Here is a 23,962-nt window from a genome sequence, read left to right as displayed (position 1 = left end):
ATGCCGGACGTCAGATGGCACGCGTCAGGGTCAGGTACGTAGTGCTCCCACGGGATCAGGCGCTCGATACCCTCCGTCCGGTGCCGGGCTGAAGCCACAGGTGGGCCCAGCCGCAGAACTCGATCCCGAGGACCGCGACCAGTCCGAGCAGGACCGTCCGGCGAGGCCGCAGGGCACATGGCCGAGGAGCCCCCACCACCGCTCGGATTCCTGGTCCAGTTCGCCGTGGGCGTTGCCGGCGCCGCAAGCGCCTTCCCGAAGGTGTGCGGCGCCGGACGGCCGCTTCTCACCACCGCGTACTCCGTTCCGCGTCCAGTCCGTCCGATACGCGAACGATTCTGTTCCAGCGGGCGTCGCGATCACATCGGACGGACGTCTCGAACCTTCCTGGACCGCGGTCGAGGGGGTTCTACGACGAAGGTCGGGGTTGGGGTGTACCTCGGTCTACTGCGCGGGCCCAGGGGCCTGGCCAGGACGATGTCCGTGAACTCGGGCGAGATGTCCGGAGGGAGGGCCTTGGGCCAAGGCCCGTTCCGGCTGTCCCTGTGCTTGACGCCGACGCCGAGGAGGGGTCAGTGACCGGCCATGTCGAGCAGCGAGGGGAGATTGGTCATGGTCCGGTTGTAGCGGCCGGAAGGGCGTTTAACACGGTTCTCGTACTCGCGGCGGGCCTTGCGCTGGGCCAGGACCGCCGAGGTGCCGTCCCGGGAGATGCGCACGGTGTCGCCCGGCGGCGCGCAGGTGAGCAGGTGAGCAGGAGCAGGTGAGCAGGTGGCGGAACTTCGGGCGCTGGAGGGGGCGGAGGCGGCTGGAGGTACCCGCGTCCTCCTCGAAGACGACCGGGTCCTCGATCCCGGCCTGGTCCAGGACGAGGTTCTGCCCGGCGGTGGACTGCTGGTCGGTCGAGATCCGCTTGTAGACCATGTTCCCCACTCGGGCCCCTTCCGTACGGCGGAATGGACCTTGTCTGTCGTCAGACCTGGTCATCAGTCACTAGCGGATCCGACTGACGCGGACCCCCGGGTTGCACGGGTTCGTTGGGTGCGTCTGCCGCCTGTCGTCGCACGATCGTTTGACGACAGGCGCGGCTCGGTGGACGGCGTCCGGGTCAGGTCGAGCGCAGGCAGAAGGGATGTCCGGCCGGGCTGGCGTAGACGCGGCTGCCGGTGCGGGTTTCCGGGGTGATCTCGTCGGTGGGCCGCAGTCGGGTGGCACCTGCGTCGGTGGCCGTGCAGTCGGCGGTTGCGAGGTCGTCGACGCCGAAGTCGAGGTGCATCTGCTGAGAGGTGCCTTCCGGCCAGTTCGGGGCGGTATGGCCAGGGGCGGACTGGACGACGATCACCGGGAGGCCGGGGGCCTGAACGAAGTGGTGGGTCGGCGTGGGGGTGAGGGAGCCGCCGAGCAGCCGGTGCCAGAAGGAGCTCTCCTTCTCGATGTCGGCGGCGTCGATGATCACGGAGGTCAGGGTGATGGGCATGAGGGTGTCCTGTTCGTGCTGTCGGTGGTTGCTCAGACGGCCGGGATGATGCCGCCGTCAACGCGGAACTGTGCTCCGGTGAGCCATTTCGCGCGGCCGGAGGCGAGAAAGGCGATCATCTCGGCGACGTCCTCGGGATCTCCGGGGCGGCCCATGGGGACCTTCAGGTGGTCCACGATCTGCTGCGTGACCTCTTCGGTGGTCATGCCCTGCTTCTCGGCCATGTGCTTCAGGTGGGCGGTCGCACCGTCGGTGACGACGAAGCCGGGAAGAACACAGACCACGCGCACGCCGTGCTCGCCGACCTCGGTGGCCAGTTCGCGACTGTAGGTGTTGAGCGCGGCCTTGGCGGCGGCGTAGGACGCCTCGGTGCGCTGAGGCAGTCGGCTGGCGATCGAGGAGACGTGCACGACGACGCCGGAGCCCCGCTCGACCATTCCCGGCACAAGGGCCCGGTCCATGCGCACGGCGCTGAGGAGGTTCATCTCAAGGTCCGCCTGCCAGGATTCGTCCGACCGACTCAAGGTCGGCGCCGGGGCACTCGCAGCGCCCGCGTTGTTCACGAGCACGTCGACGCCGCCCACCTCCTCGACGACGCGGCGGCCGAGCTCGGCCACTCCCTGCCGCGTTGAGAGGTCCGCCGCGAGGAATTCGGCACCGCTGTCCTCCTCGGGGCGGCTGCGGGAGGCCGTCAGCACGGTCGCGCCCGCGGCGACGAAGCGGCGCACGGTCGCCGCGCCGAGGCCCCGGCTGCCGCCGGTGACCAGTACCCGAAGGCCGTCGAGGCTGTTGTCCGTGAAGGGCATGGGGTCTCTCCTCCGTAAGATGAAGCCGACTCCGGAAACCGTACACGTAAACGGAACCGGACTCACCTTATGGAGGTTCTCTTGCCGGCATCACGCCCGTTGCGTGCCGACGCACGACGCAACCGCGAGGCACTGCTGTCCGCGGCCCGCCAAGCGCTCCTCGGCGGCGACACCGACGCGCACGTCGAGGACATCGCCCGCAGCGCCGGCGTCGCCGTCGGAACGCTCTACCGCCACTTCGAGACCCGCGAAGCGCTGATCGAGGAGGTCTACCGCAAGGAGGTCGACGACCTGTGCGGTGCGCCCGGCGTACTGCTGGGCCAACACGCCCCGGAGGAGGCGCTGCGGCGCTTCCTGCTGCTGCTCGTGGACCACGCGGCGGTGGGCAAGGGGATGTCCGGTGTGCTGGAAAGCATCATGGCGACGGACTCACCGGTCTTCGACGACGCACGCACCCGTATGGCCAACGCCCTCTCCCTGCTGCTCGAAGCCGGCAGCGCGGCCGGCACCGTCCGCGACGACGTCACAGGCTCCACCCTGTTGCGCGCCCTGGGTGGCATCTGCGGAATGCGCGCCACGGAGGGATGGTTGGTCGAGGCCCGGCAGATCACCGCCCTCCTCTTCGACGGCCTGCGACTCAGCGCCCCGCAGTCACCCTGAGTCGGGGGGCGCAGGGCGCCGACGGCCGGACACCGGCGGTGAAGTTGTAGCGCGCCTGGGGCCCGTCTGCTCCGGTCGTTCCACACCGACCCGGCCGACAAGCCACTGCCCACGCCGACCGCGCTGACACTGCGCGGCCTCTCGATTGCAACTGACAGCCCCCCGGGGGCGGCGGCCCCCAGAGCCTGACATGGACGCACCTGCCGCAGGACACGCCCAGTCCGCTTTCCTAAGAGGCCCTGACCCGGGTTGAGCCCCGGCTCCGGCGGGAGTCGCCAGGCCATGTCGTTGCATCAGTCACGGGTCATGGCCAACCAGGACGTGCCAGCAAGATCATGTGACGTGCCGGCACGATTCCGACGCGCACCATCCGGCTTCACTTCGCGTTCACAGCACAGGGCGGACGAGGCGTCTTCGGAGATCGCGGCCCGGGGAACTGGCATCCGAGGCCGGATCGCCCCTTCGCAGCCTTCAGGCTCGCGCGTTGTTCGGCTGGAGCTGTCGGATGCGCCCGTCGAGCTCGCGCTGGTAGAAGTCGATGAAGCCGTCGGGGTCGGGGCCCGCGTTCTGCATGACCAGCCTGTCGAAGCCCGCGTCGACGTAGCTCTGGGCGACCTCAACATAGCGTTCAGGGTCCGCCCCGCAGGCGAACCTCTCGAGAATGTCCTCCTCGCGCACGGTAGTGGTCGCGGCATCGAAGTTGACCGGATTGGGCAGTTCGCTCATCACTTTCCAACCGGTCAGCGCCCACCGCGACGTCTTGAGAGCGGCACGCGCGGCAGTGTGCGCGTCGGGCGCCCAGGCCATCGGGACCTCGCCGTAGCAGGGACCGGTCCCGCCGGCGTCGCGGTAGTGCGAAACGATGCTCGGCTTGTCCTCAGTGGCGAACAGGCCGTCGCCCAGGTCGGCGGCGATACGGGTCGACATGTGGCCGCTGGCGGCCACGGCGATCAGAGGCAGCTCGTCGGGGAGGTCGAAGACCCGGGCGTCCTGCAGCCGCAGATGCTTTCCCTCGTAGGAACGGTAGCCCCCGCCCCACAGCAGCCGGATGATCTCCAGCGCTTCCGTGAGCATTTCGTGCCGGGGGTGGACCGCGTCAGGGAATCCGGGGCCGACGACGTGTTCGTTGAGCCGCTCCCCCGAGCCGACGCCCAGGACGAAGCGGCCTTCCGAGAGCAGGGCGAGCGTCGCTGCCGCCTGAGCGATGACAGCGGGGTGGTAGCGCACGGTGGGACACGTGACCCCGGTCGCCAGACCGATTCGCGACGTCTTGGCCGCGATGCTTCCCAGCACCGTCCAGGCGAACGGAGAGTGTCCCTGGTTGTCGAGCCAGGGGTGGTAGTGGTCACTGATCTCCACGAAGTCGAATCCCGCCTCCTCGGCGAGCACGGCCTGCCTGACCAGCTCCGCCGGGCCGAAAGCCTCCGCCGCCAGCTTGTATCCCACCTGCATGTGAACCCCTCGTTCTGTACTCGTCATGGCCGCTTCTTCCGCACAGGGGTACCACCAGAATTCTGCACATAACGGTCGAGGACACGGGGCCGAGCCCGATGCGGCCTGAGCCTGGTTCCTCTGAGTGATGCACGTCGCCGCGGCCGATCATCCATCTGTTGACCGGCGCCGTGATCACGAAGGCCACGGCAGAACCGCCCCGCAGCGCCGTCCGGGCCAGCACGTCCTGGAGGTGGGCGACCCTCGCCCCGGGTGTCAGGGCGACGATCCCGTTGTCAACGGGTTCCATCAGCGCGATCGAGGCGGTGTCGGCTGCGAGCGCCACCCAGAGGGAGGCGTGAAGATCGGCCCTGGTCGGCGGACCGCGTGAGCGAGTACGCGAAGATGGAGGAGGTTCGGGGCCCGCGGGTCAGTCGGTGCCAGGCCCGAAAACGCTGTCGTCGAGGCGGTCGAGCAGATCGGCGACATCCGGGTAGACCGCTTCCGCTCCTGCCCGCTCCAGGTCTGCACGCGGGATCCCGCCCGACAGGAGGGCCACCGCAGTCACCCCAGCCCGGGCCGCCGCCTCCATGTCCCACACCGTGTCGCCCACGAACACCGCCTGGCCCGCACTGACACCGGCCAGCCGGCAGGCCAGCTCGACCGGCTCAGGGGAGGGCTTGCCCCGGTCGACATCGTCCGAGCTCGCCGTGGCCCAGACCGCATTGTCCGCGTCAACCGCCCGCCTCAGAGCCGCGAGCTCCGTCCCGCTCGCCGAGGTGGCGAGGACGACCCGCCAACCCCGTTCGGCCAGCGTGCGCAGCAGGTCGCCCGCGCCCCGGAAAGCCGGGAGGCGGTCGAAGTACGTGGCGTAGAGCACCGTGTGCGCCGAACTGATGGCCTCGTCCTGCTCGGGGTCACGATCGGGCCCCAGCAGTCGCTCGATCAGATCACCGGAGCCGAGACCGACCGCCCGGTGGATGTCCGGCATCGGCACACTGTGCCCGGCCTGCCGGAAGGCCTCCCACCAGGCCACCACGTGGAGGTGATTGGTATCGGTGAGAGTGCCGTCGACATCGAAGATCGCCGCTCCCGCCGTGGTCTCTCCCGTCTTCGCCATCAGACCGCACGCCCCTGGATGTCCGCCGCGCCCATGACACGCACGACCGCTTCTTGCGCCGAGACCGCGCCACCGTCGATGCCCACGTTCTCGGCGAAGACGGGGTTCTCCCGTCCGGCCGCGTCGCCCGACGCGCTGAGCCCTCCTGCCCGGGGCTCGCGCTCGCTCCCGGCGGGGGCGCCGATACCGTCACCGTCGGGCTGCCCGACGTCCCCGTTCTCCTGGGCGAGCCGCCGGCCCATGGACCCACCGCGGTGCACCCCGGCCCCGGAGGTGCCGAACCTGTTCACGACCAAGGGGCGTTCAGGCGGGGAGCAGCCCTCTTGCGTCCCGCCGCGCAGATCCCGTTCGTCGAGCGTGTTCTCGAGGTCGAGCGCGTCGTTCGACGGACCGCTGCCGTCGTCTTCCTGCGGCTGGGGCACCTCGTCGCCGCGTGCATCTGCGGTCAAGTCCTCTTCCCTCCGTCGTGCGGCCGGCCGGTCACGGGACCGCGGGCAGGCGTCAGAGCCCGAGGGCCTTGCGGAGCTGTTCCTTGTCCATGGAGGAACGCCCGTCAATGTTCTTCTTCCTGGCCTCCGCGTAGAGCTGATCCTTCGTGGGCCCCTGCGCGCCCTTGTGGGAGCGTTCACCCCCGCGTTCGTAGGCGGACTTCCTGTCCTGCGTCGACGTCCTGCTCGCCGTCCTCGACTCGCCGGACCGCGCGCGCTGCTTGTTGACGGTCCTGGCCGCGATCTCCTTCGATCGGGCCGTCGACGCACCCCGTTCCTCCTGGCTCTCCTTGATGCGCTCGTACTGTCGCTCACGCTTCTTGCTGGATCCAGCCGGCATGACGTCCTCCTCCACTCCGCGCCTGGTGCGCCGGGTCCGAAAACCGTCACGGACACGGTGACGCCCACCGCGTTTCCCCTACGGATCCCACTAAACAACGCACCCCCCGACGGCGCACCCGCAGGCAGAGTCAGGGAGTCCCCTGAAGCCGGCGGGGCACCGGCTGTGAGACGGCTCGACCCGCTCGGCGCTCCCGCCAGAACTTCCCGGCGTCGATGTCGGCTACGGCGTCAACGACGCCCCCGTGCCGGCCGCCGCGCACTCCGGGACCGCGGTGGGCAAGGCCGGCTCAAGGGCGGCCGTGACGGGCGTTCACCACCGCGGCCCGTACCGTCGGGCGCGCCGGGCCGACCGGTTCCACCGGATCGCCGGCGGCGGCGACAGGGCTGGTGGGCCGTCGGAGGACACCCGGCACCTCGTCATGCGTGCCTGCCGGTCCCGGATCCGGAGCCAGACCTCGTGATCACCCGCAGATGACCGATGCGGCCGCCCGCGGGTGATCCGGACCGGAGCGCATCGGGTTCGGCACCGGCGTCCCCCGTCGTTCTTCCATCAGGCGCGCGGGGTCATTCGCACGGTCAGGATCTGGAACGGGCGCAGCACGAGGGGCACGCCCTCGGCGGTGACGGGCAGGTCGGCGCCCTCTCCCACGGGCCGTTCCAGCAGGTCGGTCGTCGTGGCTGCGAGCAACGGGAATCCCGCGCGCAAGGTCGTCGCGGCTCGCCCCCCGAGCGACTCGTAGAGACGCACGATCACTTCACCTGAGCGGTCGTCCGCGAGCTTCACGGCCTCGATCACCACACCACTGTGGTCGACTTCGGCCAGTGGCGCGACAGCCGCCGAACCGGCGACCGTTCGTTCGGCGAGGTTGAAGCGGTAGCCCTCGCGCACGGCGTCGCCGATGTCCGAGCCGATCACCAGGCCGTACCGCAGGCGGTGTTCGCCCTGGTCGGCTTCCGGGTCGGGGAAGAGCGGAGCGCGCAGCAGCGAGAGCCTGGCGGTGGTCGTCGTCCCGCCGTCGGGGCGGACATCGCGGGTGACGTCATGGCCGTACGTGGAGTCGTTGACCAGCGCCACCCCCCAGCCCGGCTCCTCGATGTGCAGGAAGCGGTGGGCGCAGATCTCGAAACGGGCCGCGTCCCAGCTGGTGTTGGAGTGGGTCGGCCGACGGACGTGTCCGAAGGGGATCTCACTCGTGGACTCGGAGGCCCGGATGTCGAACGGGAAGGCGGCCTTGAGGATCTTCTCCCGCTCCCGCCAGTCGATGGTGGTGTCGATGTCGAGTCGCCGGGCGCCTTCTCGCAGGGTCAGGAGTTGGCGGATGCGCGACTGGTTGACGGTCCACACGACCTCGATGGTGTCGTGACGGGCCGTGACCTCGTCGGCCCGGGTCAGGTCCTGCACGGTGTTGCGGTAGAACGCGTCGACGTCCCAGGCGTCCCACTGGTTGGGGAAGTCCTGATGGAGCTGGAGCAGGTTGCCCGCCGTCCCGGGGGCGAGAGCCTCGCGCCCGGCTGTCAGGTCGTACGCGGACGTGATCAGCCCGTGGGTGTCGACCGTGATCCGTACCAGCCCGTTGTCCAGGACGAGACTGCCGTCATGGCCTGCTCGTACGGGTGCCGTCCGCAGTGGTGTCGTACGGAGGGCGGCGGCGAGTGCCGGCACTCCGTCGCGGCCGTGGGGGGCAGCGTTGAAGACGACGACACCGCCGTCGGCGTCCGCCGGCCCGGCCAGAGCCCGCTGGGCGGTATCGATGACCGCGTTCAGTTCCCGGGCGACTTCCTGGTGGGCCTGCTCCGTCTCACGGTGCACCCAGGCGATGGAGGAGCCGGGCAGGATGTCGTGGAACTGGTGCAGCAGGACGGTCTTCCAGACGCGGTCGAGCACGGCGTACGGATAGGGCTCACCGGTCCGCAGTGCGGCCGTGGCCGACCACAGTTCCGCCTCGCGCAACAGGTGCTCGCTGCGGCGGTTGCCCTGCTTGGTGGCGAGCTGGCTGGTGAGCGTGCCCCGGTGGAGTTCCAGGTAGAGTTCGCCGACCCATACCGGCGCTTCGGGGTATTCCGCTTGCGCCTTGGCGAAGAAGTCGGCGGGCCCCTCCAGCTCGACCTTCGCGGAGCCCTCCAGGTTCGCCAGCCGGTCGGCGCGCGCCAGCATCTCACGGGTGGGGCCGCCCCCGCCGTCACCGTAGCCGAACGGCACCAGGGAGCGGTTGGCCGGACCCTTGTCGCGGAAGTTGCGCTCGGTGTGGCCGATGTCGGCACCGGAGAGGTCGCCGTTGTAGGAATCGACGGGCGGGAAGTGGCTGAAGACCCGGGAGCCGTCGATGCCCTCCCACCAGAAGGTGTGGTGCGGAAACGCGTTCGTGGTGTTCCAGGAGATCTTCTGCGTGAGGAACCATTCGATGCCGGCGAGCTTCATGAGCTGGGGCAGCGCGGCGTTGTAGCCGAAGGTGTCCGGGAGCCACATGTCTCGCGTCTCGACGCCGAACTCCTCCAGGTAGAACCGCTTGCCGTGGACGAACTGGCGTACAAGGGACTCGCCGCCCGAGAGGTTGGTGTCGGGCTCGACCCAGAGGCTGCCGGTCGGCAGGAACTGCCCGGTCGCGACCTTCTGCAGCACCCGGGCGTACACCTCGGGGCGCTGTTCCTTGAGCCAGGCCAGTTGCTGGGCCTGTGACATGACGAACCGGAAATCGGGGTGGTCGTCCATCAGCGCGGTCACGTTGGAGACGGTGCGGGCCGCCTTGCGGACGGTTTCACGCACCGGCCACAGCCAGGCTGTGTCGATGTGGGCGTGGCCGACGGCCGAGATGCGGTGGGCACCGGCGTGCGCGGGTGCGGAGAGGGCGGGAGCCAGCACTGTCCTGGCCCGCCCGGCAGTGCCTCGGATGTCCTGGAGGTCGATCGCGTCGAGGGCCGCGCTCACCGTGTGCCGGATCCGGCTGCGGCGGGTGGAGTCCTCGGGCAGTTGGTGCATGAGCCCGGAGAGGACGTCGAGGTCCTGGACGAGCTCCCACACCGTCTCGTCGAAGACGGCGAGATCCATGCGGGTCAGCCGGTACAGCGGCCTACCGGCGGATTCGGTGTCTGTCTCGGCTCGCAGCCAGGAGGCGACGTCGCCGGCCCGGGTGGGGACGAAGGGGTCGCCCGCGGCGTCGAAGTCGAAGATGAGCGGGTTGGCGGCCGCCTCGATGTGGAACTCGAATTCCTCACCGCCCTCTGCCCGTTCGGTGATGAGGAGCCAGGTGTTGCGTGGATTCAGTGCCTTCGCGGGGGTGCCGTCGGCCCGGTACACGAGCCCTTCGGCGGAGAAGCCGGGCTGGGTGGTGCCGAAGCCGAGGTCGAGTACCGCTTCGACTCGCTTCCCCGCCCAGTCGGCGGGGACCGTGCCACGGATCCTGAACCAGCTGGTGGACCAGGCCGGGCCCCAGTACTCGCCGGTACTGATCGGCTCGTAGGGTCCGGCGATGCCGTCACTCACCGGCACCGGCTCGCCGGATACGTGGTGAGCACTCACCTCGAGGGGCAGGGAGTGGGCATGGACTGCGGGCCTGAGACGCTGGTCGAGTACCCGGGCGAGCCGGCGTTCGGTCAGCTTGCGGTCGTCGTGCATGGAGACTCCATCAAAAGTTCCGCGCGGGTGGCAGCGGGCCCGTCCGCCGGTCCGGTCGAGTGACAGCGGTGTCCCGAGGGCGGTCGGACGGTGCAAGGCTTACGGTCGGTCGATCCCGTACCGGATGACTTCGGTGGGGACCACGGAGCGTCGTGCGGGCACAGGGGTGTCCGGGCCGGCGTTGATGCGGTCGATGAGCATCCGGCCGGCCCTGCGCCCGATCTCGTCGGCGTCGTAGGACGCGATCGTCAGCGGGAGCCCGAGGACGTCGGCGAGGTCGAAGTCGTCGAAACCGGCCAGGGGGACCGGGGCGCCCAGCATGCGGACGGCCCTGATGGCGCCCTGGGTCAGACGGTTGTTGGTGCAGAAGAGCGCGGTGGGGGCGTCGGGCCCGCTCAGTAGGGCGACGGCGGCGTGCTCGGCCGCGGCGACGTCGGCGAGTCCGCGACGGATGTGGCGGTCGTCCGGCTCCAGGTCGGCCGCCTCATGGGCTGCCCAGTAGCCGCGGAAGCGCTCGGCACCGGTGTAGAGCGCGGGCGGGTTGCCGAGGAACCCGATCCGCCGGTGTCCGTCCTCGATCAGTCGGCCGGTGGCCGCTTCCGCTCCGCCGAAGTCGTCCACCAGCACGCAGTCGGCGTCCATTCCCGCAGGCGGCCGGGAGGCAAGGACGATCGGCATGCCACGCAGCGCGGCAGGTGCGAGGTGGCGGTGGCTGCCCCCCGCGGGAACCACGATCATCCCGTCGACCTGGCGGGATGTCAGATCCTCCACCAACCCTCGCTCCCGGTCGACCTGTTCGGCGGTGTTTCCGAGCAGGACCCGCAGTCCGTGTTCGTCCGCCACCTCCTGGACCCCGAGCGCCAGCCGCGAGTAGAACGGGTTCGCCAGGTTGGTGACGACCAGGCCGATCATCCCGCTCCCGCCGACCCGTAGGCGGCGAGCGGTTTCGTTACGCCGGTAGCCGAGGGCGTCGACAGCGCTCATCACCCGCTCCCGGGTGGCTTCGGTGACGCGGGGGTCGTCCTTGAGCACCCGGGAGACGGTCATCGCGCTGACCTCGGCGCGGGCGGCGACGTCACGCATGGTCGGCGTGGCGGCGACGTCGCTCGGTCGGTGCTGCGCCACGGCCGGTCCTTCCTTCGTGCCGTCAGAGGCTCTGTGCCGTCGGTGGGTTGCCGGAGCCGCAGGCGCCGTCATTGTAGAGAGTCCCCGGCCGGTGGCGCCGACCGACCCTGCGGACGGATCCCGCGGCTGCCTTCCGGGGGCCGGCTCAGTCTCCTCACGGCCGATCCCCTCGGTGGGCGCCGAACGGTAGGGGGCCGGCCCCTACGGAGTCGGTCTCCGCCGGGCCGCACTCCGTCCGACGTCCCAGGGCCCAGTGGGCGGCGCCGATCAGGGGAGCGTCGTCGGGCCTTCGGGCGGGACTCAGGTCCATCGCGGCGACAACGGTATCCGCTCCCGGCCCGGCGGCCTCGGCCCCGGTGGTGAGTCCGCTGCGAAGCGCGGGGCCGATGAGATCCCAGGAGGCCGCCATGGAGCCGCCGACGACCATCACGTCCGGTCGGAACGCGGCGCACCAGGGTGCCAGGGCGCGCCCCAGTGTGGTGAAGCAGCCGATGATCGTCGCCGCTGCGTGCGGGTCCGCCTCTCGGGCCAGTGCGGCGATGGCACCGACGTCCGGTCCCTCGGTCCGCCCGTCGAGACCCGCGGCCCGGGCGTAACGCGCGCGGATCGCCCGCCGCGAGATCACCTCCTCAAGTGGCAGTCCGTCGACTGCGATGCGGTGGGCCCGGCCTCCGGGCGGCACTGCGGGGCCTTCGGTGACAGGGCTTGCGCCCTTCAGGAAGGAAGACCCGACGCCGGTTCCGAGGGTGATGCACACGGACCGGTCACGCCCTGCGGCGGCACCGCGGTGGTACTCCCCGACGGCGAAGGCGTCGGCGTCGTTGAGGAAGCTGATGTCGCGCGGGTGCGGCAGCCGATCGCGTAGTTCCGCCCCCACGTCGACGCCGTGCAGCGACTCGAACTTGCCGATGCCCCGGAACCTGCCGATGCCGGCCGCGTAGTCGAAGGGTCCCGGTACGGCGACGCCCCAACTCGCCCGATCCGGTGCTGCGAGGTGCCGGGCTGCCCCGCCGAAGGAGTCGAGGATCTCCTCGGCGCCGGCACCTGCCGACACGGGCCTGCGGACGACGGAGTCCGAGACCGGCAGCCCGGTCCTCGTGTCCACCAGGGCGGCGGTTACATGTGTGCCGCCGATCTCCAGCACGGGAACCCGGGTCATGCCGGCTTCACCAGGGACTTGACGACCTGTACGGGCCGTTCGCCGACGGGGTGGAGGCGATAGCCGCCGACGGCCGCCGGCACGGTGAGGGTCTCGGCGAACGCGAGGTCATGGCGCCGGCCGTCAGCGGTCTCCACCACAACACCGCCACCGGCGGCGACGTTCAGGATGTGGAAACGGCCCTCGGTGTCGTCGTCCGCAGGCCCTGTTCCGTCGAGTACGAAACGGTGGACCGCGTAGAACATCTCGGGCAGGGCCCCGATGACCTCTTCGCGCCAGCCCACGCCCTCGCGCAGGGTCCGCGGCTGCTGGACGAGATCCTCGACGACCTCCCTGCCGCGCCGTCCGGAGTCGAGGTTGGCGAAGGCGTGACGGTGGGAGAGCGGCCTGGGCACGTCAGAGGTGGAGCGGCGGAGCCAGTCGTAGAAGCGCAGCGAATAGAGGTAGGGGGTGGCGCTGATCTCCAGAACGAGGTTGCCGGCACCGGAGGAGTGCGGTGTGCCGGCCGGGATCATGAACAGCTGGCCCTGTTCGGCGGGGAATGTCTGGACGTGGTCCTCGACGCGCAGCGGTGTGCCGTGCGTCACGGACGCCTCCACTTCCTTGCGCAGGATGTCCACGTCGGTACTCTGCCGCAGCCCGAGGAAGACCCGCGACCCGGGGTCGCTGGCGGTGACGTAGTAGGTCTCGTGCTGGGTGTAGGGCCAGCCGAAGGTCTCCCGCATGTAGGTCTCCTGCGGGTGGCAGTGCAGGGAGAGATTGCCCCCGCCGACCGTGTCGAGGTAGTCGAAGCGGATGGGGAACGAGGTGCCGTAGCGCCGGTGCACGTCGGCGCCCAGGAAGCGTTCGGGGTGCAGCACGCACAGCAGCTGGAAGGGCAGCTCCACCAATGGCCCGGCGTCCTGGCCGACGAGGACGCCCGCTTCGGGGGCGATCAGCTCGTAGCCGAGGGCGGTGCTGCCGCCGTCGGGCACGAAGCCGAGCTTCTCGGCGGCCCAGTGGCCTCCCCAGGGGGTGGAGTTGAAGTAGGGGCGGGTACGCACGGGCTGCCGGGCGAGATCGGCGAGGGTGGCGCGGACCGCCTCGCCGCCCAGAGAGGCGGGGGCCAGCGGGTCCTGTACGTCGATCCACCGGTCGATCCTGGGCGCGAGCGCGTCACGATGGCGGTCCGTGACGGGCCAGTCGGTGTAGAAGAGGCTGCGCAGTTCGCCGGGCGCGTGGGGGCGACCGAGGTTGACACCCACGGGCAGCTCTCCGGAGGCGACGGCGCTCTCGGCGTACCGCTTGGGGAGGTCCGCCCACCAGATCAGATCGGGCGAGCAGAGGGCGGCGCCGGGGCCGAAGACCAGCAGGATGCCGCTCGTGGGCCGGTCGACGGACAGCCGGCCCTCGAAGAGGTCGGCCATGTCGAAGGCGGCGAGCGGAAGGAAGAACTCGTCGGCCTCGGCATCCGGGACACACAGCCGCTCGACGGCTGCCGGCGACCAGCGCTCCCGCACGTCGAGGACGGCGACCTCCGTGGACCGCCCGCGCAGGGCGGTGGCGATCCCTCGGGCCGCTTCCTCCCAGTCCAGGGCCGCGGGCCCGTCGAGGGCCAGCACGGCCGGCTGCCCGGGCAGCGAGGCGACCGCTTCGCTCCACCCGGTGACGACGGCACCGGTGGCCTGGTAGCGGGGATTGCGTTCGTAGGGGCGGGGCTCTGAGTGCACAGGAACTCCTGAGGGGATGAGCGGGCGACCGAAAGGATGGTATCGATAACAATCAGAAGCGACAAGGGCGACGTCCGACCACCAGGCATAACAGCTGCTAGGTAAGGGTTGCAGGCGAATTTTCGTCACAGAGCCTTGTTTCGACTCCATGGTGTCGTTAACATCCTGGCAATCCGAACCGCCGCTGCCGTGCGGCGAGATCTCTCGGAGGGCCGTACCCCTCACCCACCACACCCCAGAGCCGTGGATCCCCCTCGGGGCCCGCAGGGAAGGGAACCAATGAGATCAATCGGCGGGGCGACACGATGGTCGTCCCACCCGCTCGGCCGCCGCAGCGTCCTGGCGGGCATCGGAGCGGGCGGCGCGGCCGTGCTGGCCGGCTGTGCCCGGGGCGACAGCACGGCGGTGAAGCCCGGCACCACCTCGCTCGCCAACGACAACGCCACCTGGGACCAGGGCTACGTCGCGGCCGGGCGGGAGCTGAAGAAGCTCACCGGTCACGCACTGCGTCCGTTGTCCAACCCGAATCCCACCTCGTACAGGCAGGTCACGCAGATTTCGCTGCAGACGACCAAGGCCACCGACATGATCAAGTGGGCCTCGGGCTACTTCCTCAAGTCTCTGGCCCGCACCGGGGAACTCAGCGACCTCTCCTCCGTATGGGCCGACTACGAACGCAGGGGCTGGGTCTCCACCCAGACCCGGGAGGCGATGTCCTACCGCGGCTCCGTGTACGGGATCCCGCTCTACGAGTCGTACTACGTGCTGTTCTACAACACGGCTCTCTTCCGCAAGCACGGCCTGCGCGCACCCGACACCTGGGAGGAGATGCTGCACAACGCGGAGGTGCTGAAGAAGGCGGGCGTCATCCCCTTCGTCGCCACCCAGAGCGGCAACTGGCCCGCCTACGAGTGGTTCCAGGAGCTCGTCAGCAAGGTGGACCCCGAGTTCTACACGGAGCTGATCAGTGGGAAGGCGCGTTACACCGACCCGCAGGCGAAGAAGGCCATGCAGATCTGGCAGGACTTCATGCGCAAGGGCTGGATGACCCCGGCGGACTTCGACCAGAACAACGGTGCTGCCGCGCTGAAGGCCGGACGGGTCGGGATGTTCCTGCACGGTTCCTGGCAGTCGCAGGGGATCGCCGCCACCGGCATGAAGCCGGGTGTCGACTTCGACGCCTTCGTGATGCCTCCCGTCGAGCCGTCCGGCCGCCGTTCCGTCATCACCGAGTCCGGGGTGCTCGCCGTCCCCCGCAAGGCCGTCTCGCACGAGGCGGCGATGGCCAACGCGGCGCACTGGCTCCACCCGAAGGTCCAGAAGGTGTGGACCGACTTCCTCCAGGACGCATCGGCCAATCCGCTCGCCAGGCCGGGCAACCCGGTGATGGCCGGACTCAAGGACCGGGCGCTGCGGGAGCACTGGACCCTGCTGCCGCGTTACGGCGAGTCCGGCCCGCCCAATCTCATCCAGGGGAACACCGACGACTTGGGGAGCTTCATGACCGGGGCCTCCTCCCCCGAGGGCACGCTGCGCAGCATGGCGGGCCGGGCAACCGAGGAGTGGGCCGCCTGGGAGAGGGACGAGGCATGAGCTCTTCCCTCGACCAGCGTCGGCCGCCGCTCCCCGGACCGCACACTTCGTCAGGACCGGACCCTGCCGGCTCCGTGCCCACGCGCCGGTCCGCCCGACGGATACGCGACAGACTGGCCGGGGCCGGATTCCTGGCTCCCGCCGTGTTCCTGGTGAGCGCACTCCTGCTCCTCCCGTTCGCAACGACCGTCTACCGGAGCTTCTTCGACGACAGGCGCGTGTCGGGCTTCGCCGGTCTCGACAACTACGCCCTCTTCCTCGACGACCCGGTGCTGACCCGGTCGATCCAGAACACCCTGATGTGGGTGGTCGGCACGGTCGCACTGCCGCTCGTGCTGGGCCTGGCCATCGCCGTGCTGACGCAGGGGGCCGGGTGGTCCCGTGTGGCACGGCTGGTCGTCGTACTCCCCTACGCCCTGTCCGGCTCGGCCGTCGCGGTGGTGTGGAACTTCGTCCTGAACACCGACGGCGCCGCGAACCAGGTCCTCAGGGCGTTCGGCATGGACTCGCTCGCCCAGGGCTGGCTGCTGGAGTGGCCGGGCAACACGCTGGTGATGATCATCGCCAACACGTGGCAGTCGGCGGGCGTCGCGGTGATCCTCTTCCTGGTGGGCCTCCAGACCATCCCGCCCGAGACCCTCGAGGCCGCTTCGCTGGACGGTGCGGCCGGATGGCGGAAGTTCTGGTTCGTCGTGCTGCCCCAGCTGCGGACGGTCTCGGTGATCGTCGTCGGCACCAGCCTGGTCAACGGGCTCAAGTCCTTCGACCTGATCTGGGTCCTCACCCAGGGCGGTCCCGGCAGACAGTCCGAGACGCTCGCGGTATCGATGTACCAGGAGACCTTCCTGGCCCTGCACCCCGGAGCGGGCGCGGCGGTGGCGGTCGTCCTCACCACGATCGTGCTGTTCACCTCGTGGCTGTACCTACGGCGTCAGCTGACCCCGAAAGGCGACTGATCATGCCCACCATCACCGGCACGCCCGGGCGCACTCCGCGGACGCGGCCCACGCCCGGCCGGATCCTGCGCAACACGACCCTGGTGGTCATCTCCCTGGCCTGGACGCTGCCCACCTGGCTGCTGCTGGTCAACGCCATGGTGCCGGCAGCCGACTACGGCGGGACGCCCCACTGGTGGCCGCAGGGCTTCGGACTCTTCGACAACATGTCGCAAGCCTGGGCGAAGGCGGATCTCGGCCCCTCCATGGGCAACAGCCTGCTCTACGCCGTCACCAGCGCCGCCGCCGCCATCGTGGTGGCCACCACCGCCGCGTTCGCGACCGTCATCATGCCGGTCAAGCACAAGGCCCTGTGGTTCTGGCTGATCTACTCAGGAACCCTGCTTCCACTCCAGGTCTTCCTGCGGCCGCTCTTCCTCGCCTACGCCGACAGCGGGCTCTACGACGCCCAGTTCGGGCTGTTCCTCGTGTACGTGGCGATCGCCATCCCGTTCGCCTACTTCATCATGCGCAATTTCGCACTGACGCTGGCACCGGAGATCATCGAGGCCGCCCGGATGGACGGTGCGTCATGGTGGCGGATCTTCTGGCAGATCCACGTGCCGCTGTCCAGGTCCGCCATGGTGGCCGCCTTCGTCTTCCAGTTCGTCGCCGTCTGGAACGACCTGTTGTTCGGCATCACGTTGTCGACCAGCAAGAACATCCGCCCGGTCATGGCCGCTCTCGCCGAGCTCCAGGGCAACTACTCCAATGTGGGGCCGCCGGTGGTGCTCGGCGGTGCGCTGCTGGTCTCGCTGCCGACGGTCGTCCTGTTCTTCTCCGCACAGCGCTTCTTCGTCAGCAGCCTCAAACTCCACGGCTGAGCGACGTCCCGCCGACCGCCAACGTTTCTTCCACCTCTCTGAAAGGCAGACCATGGTGAAGACCCCCGTACGCGCCGCGCTGGCCCTCGCTGTCCTCTCCGGAACGCTGTGGGCGGGCCCCGCCGCCGCAGTCGGCACAGCGCGGGAGGCCGCGCCCTCCGTTTGGGCCCACCGGGCCGAGGTCACCTACGACTCGTTGCAGCAGCACCTCTACCAGGGGCCGGCGGAGCACGGCCTCTACCTGGAGAAGACGCCGCTCAGGGAGGGCGAGAACCCCCACTCCTACCTCTGGCCGCTGCGTGAGGCGACCGCCGCCACCGTCGACATGTCCGAACTGCCGGGCGTCGGTGCCCGCTACGAACGCGACGCCGCCGAGCGCTTCACGGCGCTGAGGCTGTACTTCGACCCCCGCGACGGCCGGTCCGGCTACGACTCCTACCTCCCCGCCCCGCTGGGCCAGGGAGGCGACGTCTTCTACGACGACAACGCCGTCGTCGGACTCTCCTTCCTCGACCAGTACCGTGCCACCGGAAAGAGGCTCTACCTCGACCGGGCGATGGAGACCTATTCGATCGTCAGCAGAGGCTGGGACGAGGACGCGGCCAAGCCATGTCCCGGAGGCATGAACTGGGTCGACTCGCCGGGAAACACCATGCGCGCCGCCAACGTCACGGGCCTGGCCGCCCAACTGGCCGCGGAGCTGTACGCCATCGACCACGACGACCAGCTCCTCGCGAGTGCGAAGAAGTGGTACGAGTGGAACTGGTCGTGCCTGCGCCGGTCCCCCGGCCTGTACAACAACAGTCGCGACGACGACGGCACCGTGAACAAGACCCTCTGGTCGTACAACTCGGGCGCGATGATCGGCACCGCCGCCACGCTCTACCGCGCGACCGGCGACCGGAACTACCTCGACCGTGCCGCCGAGGACGCGAAGGGCTCGCTCACGTACTGGACGCAGGAGGACCGGCTGCACGACCAGCCGGCGATCTTCAACGCCTTCTACTTCGACAACCTCCGCATCCTGAACGAGGTAAGGCCCGACCGCGCCTATCGAACGGCCGCCGCCGCCTACGCCGAGCAGACCTGGAGGGAGAACCGCACACCGTCCGACGGGCTGTTCCGCTTCCAGCCCTCCGGTGGCGGCGACCACGACCCGGCCGCTCAGGCCGAGACCCTCGAACAGTCCGCGATGGTGCAGATCTTCGCCGGCCTCGCCTCCGACCGTTCCTGAGCACTCCCCCCGAGCAGCACGTCCCGGCACCAGACACGAGTGGAGACCCCTCCCATGCCCCGCCCCGCACTTGCCCGTCCCTCCTGGTGGGACTCGAACATGGCCCGAGACATCCTGCGCGAGCGCGCGGTGTCCGCCGAAGGCGTTCTCGGCGGACACCGGGTCAGGCTCTCCTGCGAACCGCTCCTGCGGCACGACGGTGCGGGGGGCCTCCTCCAGTCGGTGCGTGTGGCGGCGGACCGGCCGCTCACCCGTGCCCGCGTCACCACCGTCTCCGGCAGCGTCCTGCGCTGCGACGTCCTCCCCGGCCCCGGCACGGACACCCGACTGCTTCTCCCCGAGGTCGACGCACCCACACCGATCCTCGTCGAACTGCCTGAGCTCGCCGACGAGGGAAGCGTCGAGGTGCTGCTGAGCCCGCAGCGTCACTGGACGCTGCACCTGGTCCAACACGCCCACCTGGACATCGGCTACACCGACCCCCAGGGCACCGTGCTCGCCGAAGGACGCAAGTACCTCGACTCCCTGCTCGAACTGTGCCGCACCACAGACGACTGGCCGGACGAGTCGAAGTTCCGGTGGGCCGTCGAAGGCTACTTCAGTTTCGAGAACTGGTCGCAGAACCGGCCGCAGCGGATGGTCGCGGAATTCCTGGACCGGGTGCGCGAAGGGCGCATCGAACTGACCGCGATGCCCTTCAACCTGCACACCGAGACCTGCTCCACCGATGAGCTCCACGAACTGCTGCGCCCGGTCAGGGAGCTGCGGGACCGGGAGGGCATCGGCATCACGACGGCCATGCAGACGGACGTCCCGGGCCAGGTCGTCGGGCTTCCCGACGTCCTCGCCGACAGCGGAATCCGCTATCTGTCGGTAGCCCACAACTGGGCTGGGCGCGCGGTGCCCCACCACACCGGCGGTCAGGACCTGCCACGGCTGTTCCGCTGGCGGGCACCGAGCGGGCGCGAGGTGCTGGTGTGGCGTACCGACACCCCCCACGGCCTCGCCTACATGGAGGGCTCGATCATCGGCTTCGACGAATCCTTCGACCGCGTCGACGACCTGCTGCCGAACTACCTCTCAGCGACAGCGAACCACCAGTACCCGCACGAGGGTCGTGGCATCCCGGGATTCCCTGTTCTGGACGAGGAGTTCAAGGGCGACCCGTACCCGTGGGACATCCTGCATCTCCGGGTCCTGGGCAAGTTCGCGGACAACGGACCGCCGCGCCGCATCATCGCGGACACGGTGCGCCGGTGGAACGAGGAGTGGGCCTTCCCCACCCTGCGCACCTCCCGCAACGAGGACTTCTTCACCGACGCCGAGGAGAGGCTGGGCGACCGGATCGAGACGTACGAGGGCGACTGGACGGACTGGTGGGTCGACGGCGTCGGCGCGGGAGCCGTGCCACTGGCCGCAACCCGTGACGGGCAGGCGGCGCTGGCCGACGCCCAGACCCTCGCGGGCCACGCGGACATCCTGGGGGCACCGGGCGGGGCCGGGATCACGAGCGCGGCACCCGAGGTGTACCGCGCCGCATCCCTGTTCAACGAGCACACCTGGGGTGCCGGCGACCCCTGGACACACGGCGACCACGGTCACGCCTCGGGCGAGCGGCAGTGGCACTGGAAGTACGCCCAGGCCCTGCGCGCCCACGACGGAGCGCACACGCTGCTGGACGCCGCGAGTGCGGCGCTGGGGGAGCGCCTGGTACCGCGCGAGGGGACGCTCGCCGGCTACTACGTCGTCAACACCTGCAGCTGGGAACGTTCCGAGCCGGTTCGGCTCTTCCTCCCCGAGAGCACCGTGCCGCTCACCGATGCCGTAAGGGTCGTCGACTCCCGCGACGGCTCACCGCTGGAGGTGTCGGAGGAGGGGCAGAACAACGAGCTCCACCGGGCAGCCGGCCGCTTCCTGCTGTTCCGGCTCGACGCCGTACCGGCACACGGAGCGGTACGTGTGGACATCGAGCCCGCTTCGGCCTCCGCACCCTCCGTCGGGAATCCGGCGGAGAAGGGCTCCCCGGCCGATGTCTCCGCGGTCCTGGAGAACGAGTACCTGCGCGTCCACGTCGACCTGGCGTCCGCGTGCATCGACTCGGTCCTGGACAAGCGGACGGGGAACGAACTGGTCCGCCAGGACGCCACCGTCGGCTTCAACGGGTACCTGTACGACGAATACGCCACGGCCGGCGGGTTCAACCACCAGTCGAGCAAGACCACCGCCGACGACTCGATGCACCTGCTGGCCACACGGAGTACGGCTCCCCCGGCGGCTCTGGTGGAACGGACCTCGGACGCGACCGGCGAGACGCTGGTCTACGAGTGCGCTCCGGCCGGCACCCGACGGCTGCGGGTCAGGGTTCACCTGCCGCACGCGAGTGCGCGTATCGACCTGGAGAACCGGATCGACAAGGCCGCGACGCTGACGAAGGAGAGCGCGTTCTTCGCCTTCCCCTTCGCGATGCGATCCCCGGTCGTCCGGATGGAGGCGACCGGCGGAGTCACCGGGACGGGGCTGCCGACCGTCCCCGGGTCAGCGCGGCACATGCGGGCGGTTCGCCGCTGGGTCAGCCTCCAGGAGGACGGGACGAGCGCGGCACTGGCCACGCAGGACGCCCCGCTGATCCAGGTGGGCGGGATCGCCATCCCCTACGTGCCGTATCCGCAGTCACTGGTCCAGGAAGAGCCGGGAACCGTGTTCTCGTGGGTCCACAACAACATCTGGGACACCAACTTCCCCTCGGAGCAGGCATTCGACCACGTCTTCCGCTACAGCATCGGATGGCAGGAGGCACCGGCTCTCGGCGGGGCGGTGCTCGGCATGCGGACCGCCGCCGTCGGCAGCCGGCCCCTGGTAGCGGTCCGGGCGGGCAGGGCGGCCGGACCCGCCCCCAGCACGTCCTACTCGCTGCTGGCCCTCGACGATCCGCGGATGCGTGTCGTCGGCCTGACCGTGCCGGAGCCGGGTCGCCTGCTCGTACGGTTGCAGTCCTTCGCCGAGGAAGCCGTCGTCTGCCGACTCACTCCGGGCTTCCCCACCACCGGAGCCATGTCTGCCGACTACCTCGGCGCCGTGGACTCCGCTCTGCACGCGGGGGAGGACGGCTCACTGTCGGTTCAGGTGCCCCGGCTCGGCACCACGGCGGTGTTGCTGACGACGGGCGGCACGAAGGATCAGGCCTGACTGCACGGTTGTCCCGGGCAGGTGTCCCGGGCAGGTGGAAGCGGGTGGTTGACGCCTTGGGCTGTCGCCCGACCTGACTCGGTCGGGGATCGCGTAGTCAGGTGCTGGAAGGCCGTGCCTCGAAGGTCACCGGAGGTTAAGGAACGATCGTTCTTGACTGATCGTTCCTTAACCATCTACCTTTGTGGCCATGGGCAGGCCGAGAGCATTCGACGAGGACGAAGCGGTGCGTGCCGCCGTGGATCTGTTCGGCGGACGCGCGTACGACGGTGTGTCCGTCGACGATCTCGTCAGCCACCTCGGCGTGCACCGCAACAGCCTGTACAAGACGTTCGGCAGCAAGCGCGGTCTCTACCTGATCGCTCTGCGGCGTCATGTCGCCGACGAAGTCGGCCCCTTGCTCGACGCCCTCGCCGGCGCGACGGATGCCGCGGCCGCGCTGCGACTCGTCACCTCGGCCGACCTCCGCCTGCTTCTACTCGCGACGGTCGAACGCGCACCGGTCGACGAGGAGGTCGCCTCCGAGGTGACGGCCGCGCTGGCCGCCGTCGACCGGACGATCGCCGAGGCACTCGGCGTAGGCGCCGACCTGGCCTCCGCCCTCACCGCCGCCGCGCTGGGCATCCTCCTGCGTGGCAACCCCGACAACGCCACCACCGCGCTGACCCACCGCCTCGGCCCACTCCCCTGAAACGGAACCCGACATGGCACTGATACGTATCGACGGCGACGACCTCGTCGTCGTGATCGAGGGTCTCGACAAGCTCTGGGCCTTCAAGGGCCGCCTGACCATCCCGCTGGCCAACATCCGCGGCGCGACCGCCGACCCCGGCATCGCCACCGCCCCCAAGGGAATCCGCGCACCGGGCTCCCACGTACCCGGTGTGATAATCGCCGGCACATTCCATCAGGACGGCGACAAGGTCTTCTGGGACGTCAGGGATGCCTCGAAAGCCGTCGTCGTCGAACTCGCCGACGAGAAGTACGCACGCCTGGTCCTCCAGGTCGACGACCCTCGCGCGACCGTCGCCCTGATCGAGAACGCCCTTGTCCGAAGGAGGTAGGCCAATGTTTCGCCACCTGGCAGCGGCTTTGATGGCACTGGCCGTCGGCACCGCCGCTCCCGCCGAGGCGACGCCCGGTCTCGTGCCTGCCGCCGACCGCGAGGTCGTCTTCACGGTCGACGGTACGACCTCGTACGGCACCCTGCACGTTCCCGAGCATCGTGCCGGGCAGCGGCTGAGGGCGGCTCTACTGCTGCCCGGCAGCGGACCCACCGACCGCGACGGCAACCAACCGCCCGCGTCCTCACCGGACACCCTGGCGCAGGTGGCCGACACGCTCGACGGGGACGGAGTCGCCACGCTGAGATTCGACAAGTACGGCACCGGCCGCACCGGACTCGGCGCCTACCAGGACCACCCGGAAAGACTCGACTACCCGGCATTCGTCCGCCAGGCACGGGCCGCCTACGCGTCATTGCGCGATCAGCCGGAGACCGACCCACACGGGCTGCTGCTCGTCGGGCACAGCGAGGGCGCGATGACGGGACTGCTACTGAGCGGCAACGTCCGCCCGCGCCCTGCCGGCCTGGCGCTTCTGCAACCGCAGGCAATCCGCCTGCTGGACCTGGTCACGCTCCAACTCAAGGCCCAGGTCGCCGAAGCGACCCGGCAGGGCCAGTTCACACCAGAGCAGCAACGCGCGGTCAACACGGCAATCGACGCTGCCGTCACCTCCCTGCGCGAACACCGACCGATCGTCACCACCGACCTGCCCCCCGCGATCGCCCAGCTCTTCGAGGCGTTCCAGGGCCCCAACGCCCGTTTCGTGCTGAGCGACGACGCCGTCTACCCACCGGACACCGCCGCCGCACTCCGGCCGGGAACCAAGGTGCTGCTGACGTGCGGCACGAACGACGCCCAGGTCCCCTGCGTCACGACGAACGCCCTGACGACCGCCCTGCGTCACGCGCATGCCGGTGGACCGGGCCGAGCGATGCTGCCGGGAGTGGACCATCTGCTGCACGACGCCGACCACCCGGACACGCTCGCGCCGCCCGTACTCGATTCCCTGCGCCGGTTCGCTCGACACTGACGCCTGCCGAGGACGCCGCCGGACCTCCATGGGGAGGGCCGGTGCGCGGGCGGCTCCCCGGGATCGGCCGGGGCTCCGTCATGACCGGGCGTTCCAGTCCCCT

The 23,962-nt window shown here is 69.8% G+C and carries 20 protein-coding genes and 1 pseudogene; 9 read left to right on the top strand and 12 right to left on the bottom strand.

From position 1 onward, the window contains the following. Positions 1–572 precede the first annotated feature (572 nt). The 3 genes from AB0I83_RS02890 to AB0I83_RS02880 form a co-directional block, all read right to left on the bottom strand. Positions 573–719, bottom strand: coding sequence for a hypothetical protein (locus tag AB0I83_RS02890; protein ID WP_363303347.1), 147 nt, complete (start codon positions 717–719; stop codon positions 573–575). 389 nt (positions 720–1,108) lie between these two features. Next, positions 1,109–1,477 (bottom strand): VOC family protein, encoded by a 369-nt coding sequence (locus AB0I83_RS02885; protein WP_363303346.1) that lies wholly within the window; start codon positions 1,475–1,477, stop codon positions 1,109–1,111. Positions 1,478–1,509: 32 nt separating this feature from the next. Next, the gene (locus AB0I83_RS02880) at positions 1,510–2,283 is read right to left on the bottom strand and encodes an oxidoreductase (protein ID WP_363303345.1); all 774 of its coding nucleotides are present in this window, start codon (positions 2,281–2,283) and stop codon (positions 1,510–1,512) included. 81 nt (positions 2,284–2,364) lie between these two features. On the opposite strand from AB0I83_RS02880, the gene AB0I83_RS02875 reads away from it, so the two are divergent. Then, on the top strand, positions 2,365–2,943 hold the full coding sequence (locus tag AB0I83_RS02875) for a TetR/AcrR family transcriptional regulator (RefSeq protein WP_363303344.1): 579 nt from the start codon (positions 2,365–2,367) through the stop codon (positions 2,941–2,943). 471 nt (positions 2,944–3,414) lie between these two features. Here the strand turns inward: AB0I83_RS02875 and AB0I83_RS02870 are convergent, their stop codons facing one another. The 9 genes and pseudogenes from AB0I83_RS02870 to AB0I83_RS02830 form a co-directional block, all read right to left on the bottom strand. Further along, positions 3,415–4,395: a TIGR03557 family F420-dependent LLM class oxidoreductase gene (locus AB0I83_RS02870; RefSeq protein ID WP_363303343.1), complete on the bottom strand. Its 981-nt coding sequence runs from the start codon at positions 4,393–4,395 to the stop codon at positions 3,415–3,417. Between the two features lie 136 nt (positions 4,396–4,531). After that, a pseudogene (locus tag AB0I83_RS02865) lies at positions 4,532–4,761 on the bottom strand (DUF4396 domain-containing protein); the annotation flags it as partial. 43 nt (positions 4,762–4,804) lie between these two features. Continuing rightward, the gene (locus AB0I83_RS02860) at positions 4,805–5,494 is read right to left on the bottom strand and encodes an HAD family hydrolase (protein ID WP_363303342.1); all 690 of its coding nucleotides are present in this window, start codon (positions 5,492–5,494) and stop codon (positions 4,805–4,807) included. Further along, positions 5,494–5,943, bottom strand: a complete 450-nt coding sequence (locus tag AB0I83_RS02855; protein WP_363303341.1) for a DUF5709 domain-containing protein — start codon at positions 5,941–5,943, stop codon at positions 5,494–5,496. Before AB0I83_RS02855 ends, AB0I83_RS02860 begins: the two co-directional genes overlap by 1 nt. Before the next feature lie 52 nt (positions 5,944–5,995). After that, positions 5,996–6,322, bottom strand: coding sequence for a plasmid stabilization protein (locus tag AB0I83_RS02850; RefSeq protein WP_356530226.1), 327 nt, complete (start codon positions 6,320–6,322; stop codon positions 5,996–5,998). A 552-nt stretch (positions 6,323–6,874) separates the two neighbouring features. Next, positions 6,875–9,937 carry a glycoside hydrolase family 38 C-terminal domain-containing protein gene (locus tag AB0I83_RS02845; protein ID WP_363303340.1) on the bottom strand — a complete coding sequence of 1,021 codons (3,063 nt, stop codon included), beginning with the start codon at positions 9,935–9,937 and terminating at the stop codon, positions 6,875–6,877. Between the two features lie 99 nt (positions 9,938–10,036). Then, positions 10,037–11,020 (bottom strand): LacI family DNA-binding transcriptional regulator, encoded by a 984-nt coding sequence (locus AB0I83_RS02840; RefSeq protein ID WP_356530508.1) that lies wholly within the window; start codon positions 11,018–11,020, stop codon positions 10,037–10,039. Positions 11,021–11,216: 196 nt separating this feature from the next. Then, on the bottom strand, positions 11,217–12,221 hold the full coding sequence (locus AB0I83_RS02835) for an ROK family protein (RefSeq protein WP_363303339.1): 1,005 nt from the start codon (positions 12,219–12,221) through the stop codon (positions 11,217–11,219). Beyond that, positions 12,218–13,840, bottom strand: coding sequence for a class I mannose-6-phosphate isomerase (locus tag AB0I83_RS02830; RefSeq protein WP_363303445.1), 1,623 nt, complete (start codon positions 13,838–13,840; stop codon positions 12,218–12,220). Before AB0I83_RS02830 ends, AB0I83_RS02835 begins: the two co-directional genes overlap by 4 nt. 369 nt (positions 13,841–14,209) lie before the next feature. Between AB0I83_RS02830 and AB0I83_RS02825 the strand changes: the two genes are divergently transcribed. The 8 genes from AB0I83_RS02825 (at position 14,210) to AB0I83_RS02790 (ending at position 23,859) form a co-directional block, all read left to right on the top strand. Further along, positions 14,210–15,523 carry an extracellular solute-binding protein gene (locus AB0I83_RS02825; protein WP_363303338.1) on the top strand — a complete coding sequence of 438 codons (1,314 nt, stop codon included), beginning with the start codon at positions 14,210–14,212 and terminating at the stop codon, positions 15,521–15,523. A 74-nt stretch (positions 15,524–15,597) separates the two neighbouring features. Continuing rightward, positions 15,598–16,479 carry a sugar ABC transporter permease gene (locus AB0I83_RS02820; RefSeq protein WP_356530232.1) on the top strand — a complete coding sequence of 294 codons (882 nt, stop codon included), beginning with the start codon at positions 15,598–15,600 and terminating at the stop codon, positions 16,477–16,479. Positions 16,480–16,481: 2 nt separating this feature from the next. Next, positions 16,482–17,342 carry a carbohydrate ABC transporter permease gene (locus AB0I83_RS02815; protein ID WP_363303337.1) on the top strand — a complete coding sequence of 287 codons (861 nt, stop codon included), beginning with the start codon at positions 16,482–16,484 and terminating at the stop codon, positions 17,340–17,342. A 52-nt stretch (positions 17,343–17,394) separates the two neighbouring features. Next, the gene (locus tag AB0I83_RS02810) at positions 17,395–18,576 is read left to right on the top strand and encodes a glycoside hydrolase family 76 protein (protein ID WP_363303336.1); all 1,182 of its coding nucleotides are present in this window, start codon (positions 17,395–17,397) and stop codon (positions 18,574–18,576) included. A gap of 54 nt (positions 18,577–18,630) precedes the next feature. Further along, entirely contained in the window at positions 18,631–21,762 is a 3,132-nt protein-coding gene (locus AB0I83_RS02805) for an alpha-mannosidase (RefSeq protein ID WP_363303335.1), read from the top strand. Positions 21,763–21,952: 190 nt separating this feature from the next. Continuing rightward, positions 21,953–22,453: a helix-turn-helix domain-containing protein gene (locus AB0I83_RS02800; RefSeq protein WP_363303334.1), complete on the top strand. Its 501-nt coding sequence runs from the start codon at positions 21,953–21,955 to the stop codon at positions 22,451–22,453. A 13-nt stretch (positions 22,454–22,466) separates the two neighbouring features. Then, positions 22,467–22,826, top strand: a complete 360-nt coding sequence (locus AB0I83_RS02795; protein WP_363303333.1) for a hypothetical protein — start codon at positions 22,467–22,469, stop codon at positions 22,824–22,826. Positions 22,827–22,830: 4 nt separating this feature from the next. After that, positions 22,831–23,859, top strand: coding sequence for an alpha/beta fold hydrolase (locus AB0I83_RS02790; protein WP_363303332.1), 1,029 nt, complete (start codon positions 22,831–22,833; stop codon positions 23,857–23,859). The last annotated feature ends 103 nt before the right edge of the window (positions 23,860–23,962 follow it).

The sequence above is a fragment of the Streptomyces sp. NPDC049970 genome (genome assembly GCF_040660235.1).
Classification (GTDB): domain Bacteria; phylum Actinomycetota; class Actinomycetes; order Streptomycetales; family Streptomycetaceae; genus Streptomyces.
The sequence above is the reverse complement of the archived record's forward strand: the minus strand, read 5'-3'. Positions and strand labels throughout refer to the sequence as shown.

What these genes read in the sequence shown, in the direction of transcription:
- AB0I83_RS02825 (WP_363303338.1), top strand. Translation starts at nt 14,210, where the DNA reads ATGAGATCAATCGGCGGGGCGACACGATGGTCGTCCCACCCGCTCGGC.
- AB0I83_RS02850 (WP_356530226.1), bottom strand. Translation starts at nt 6,322, where the DNA reads ATGCCGGCTGGATCCAGCAAGAAGCGTGAGCGACAGTACGAGCGCATC.
- AB0I83_RS02840 (WP_356530508.1), bottom strand. Translation starts at nt 11,020, where the DNA reads ATGCGTGACGTCGCCGCCCGCGCCGAGGTCAGCGCGATGACCGTCTCC.
- AB0I83_RS02805 (WP_363303335.1), top strand. Translation starts at nt 18,631, where the DNA reads ATGCCCCGCCCCGCACTTGCCCGTCCCTCCTGGTGGGACTCGAACATG.
- AB0I83_RS02790 (WP_363303332.1), top strand. Translation starts at nt 22,831, where the DNA reads ATGTTTCGCCACCTGGCAGCGGCTTTGATGGCACTGGCCGTCGGCACC.
- AB0I83_RS02810 (WP_363303336.1), top strand. Translation starts at nt 17,395, where the DNA reads ATGGTGAAGACCCCCGTACGCGCCGCGCTGGCCCTCGCTGTCCTCTCC.
- AB0I83_RS02845 (WP_363303340.1), bottom strand. Translation starts at nt 9,937, where the DNA reads ATGCACGACGACCGCAAGCTGACCGAACGCCGGCTCGCCCGGGTACTC.
- AB0I83_RS02885 (WP_363303346.1), bottom strand. Translation starts at nt 1,477, where the DNA reads ATGCCCATCACCCTGACCTCCGTGATCATCGACGCCGCCGACATCGAG.
- AB0I83_RS02835 (WP_363303339.1), bottom strand. Translation starts at nt 12,221, where the DNA reads ATGACCCGGGTTCCCGTGCTGGAGATCGGCGGCACACATGTAACCGCC.
- AB0I83_RS02795 (WP_363303333.1), top strand. Translation starts at nt 22,467, where the DNA reads ATGGCACTGATACGTATCGACGGCGACGACCTCGTCGTCGTGATCGAG.
- AB0I83_RS02860 (WP_363303342.1), bottom strand. Translation starts at nt 5,494, where the DNA reads ATGGCGAAGACGGGAGAGACCACGGCGGGAGCGGCGATCTTCGATGTC.
- AB0I83_RS02880 (WP_363303345.1), bottom strand. Translation starts at nt 2,283, where the DNA reads ATGCCCTTCACGGACAACAGCCTCGACGGCCTTCGGGTACTGGTCACC.
- AB0I83_RS02815 (WP_363303337.1), top strand. Translation starts at nt 16,482, where the DNA reads ATGCCCACCATCACCGGCACGCCCGGGCGCACTCCGCGGACGCGGCCC.
- AB0I83_RS02870 (WP_363303343.1), bottom strand. Translation starts at nt 4,395, where the DNA reads ATGCAGGTGGGATACAAGCTGGCGGCGGAGGCTTTCGGCCCGGCGGAG.
- AB0I83_RS02800 (WP_363303334.1), top strand. Translation starts at nt 21,953, where the DNA reads ATGGGCAGGCCGAGAGCATTCGACGAGGACGAAGCGGTGCGTGCCGCC.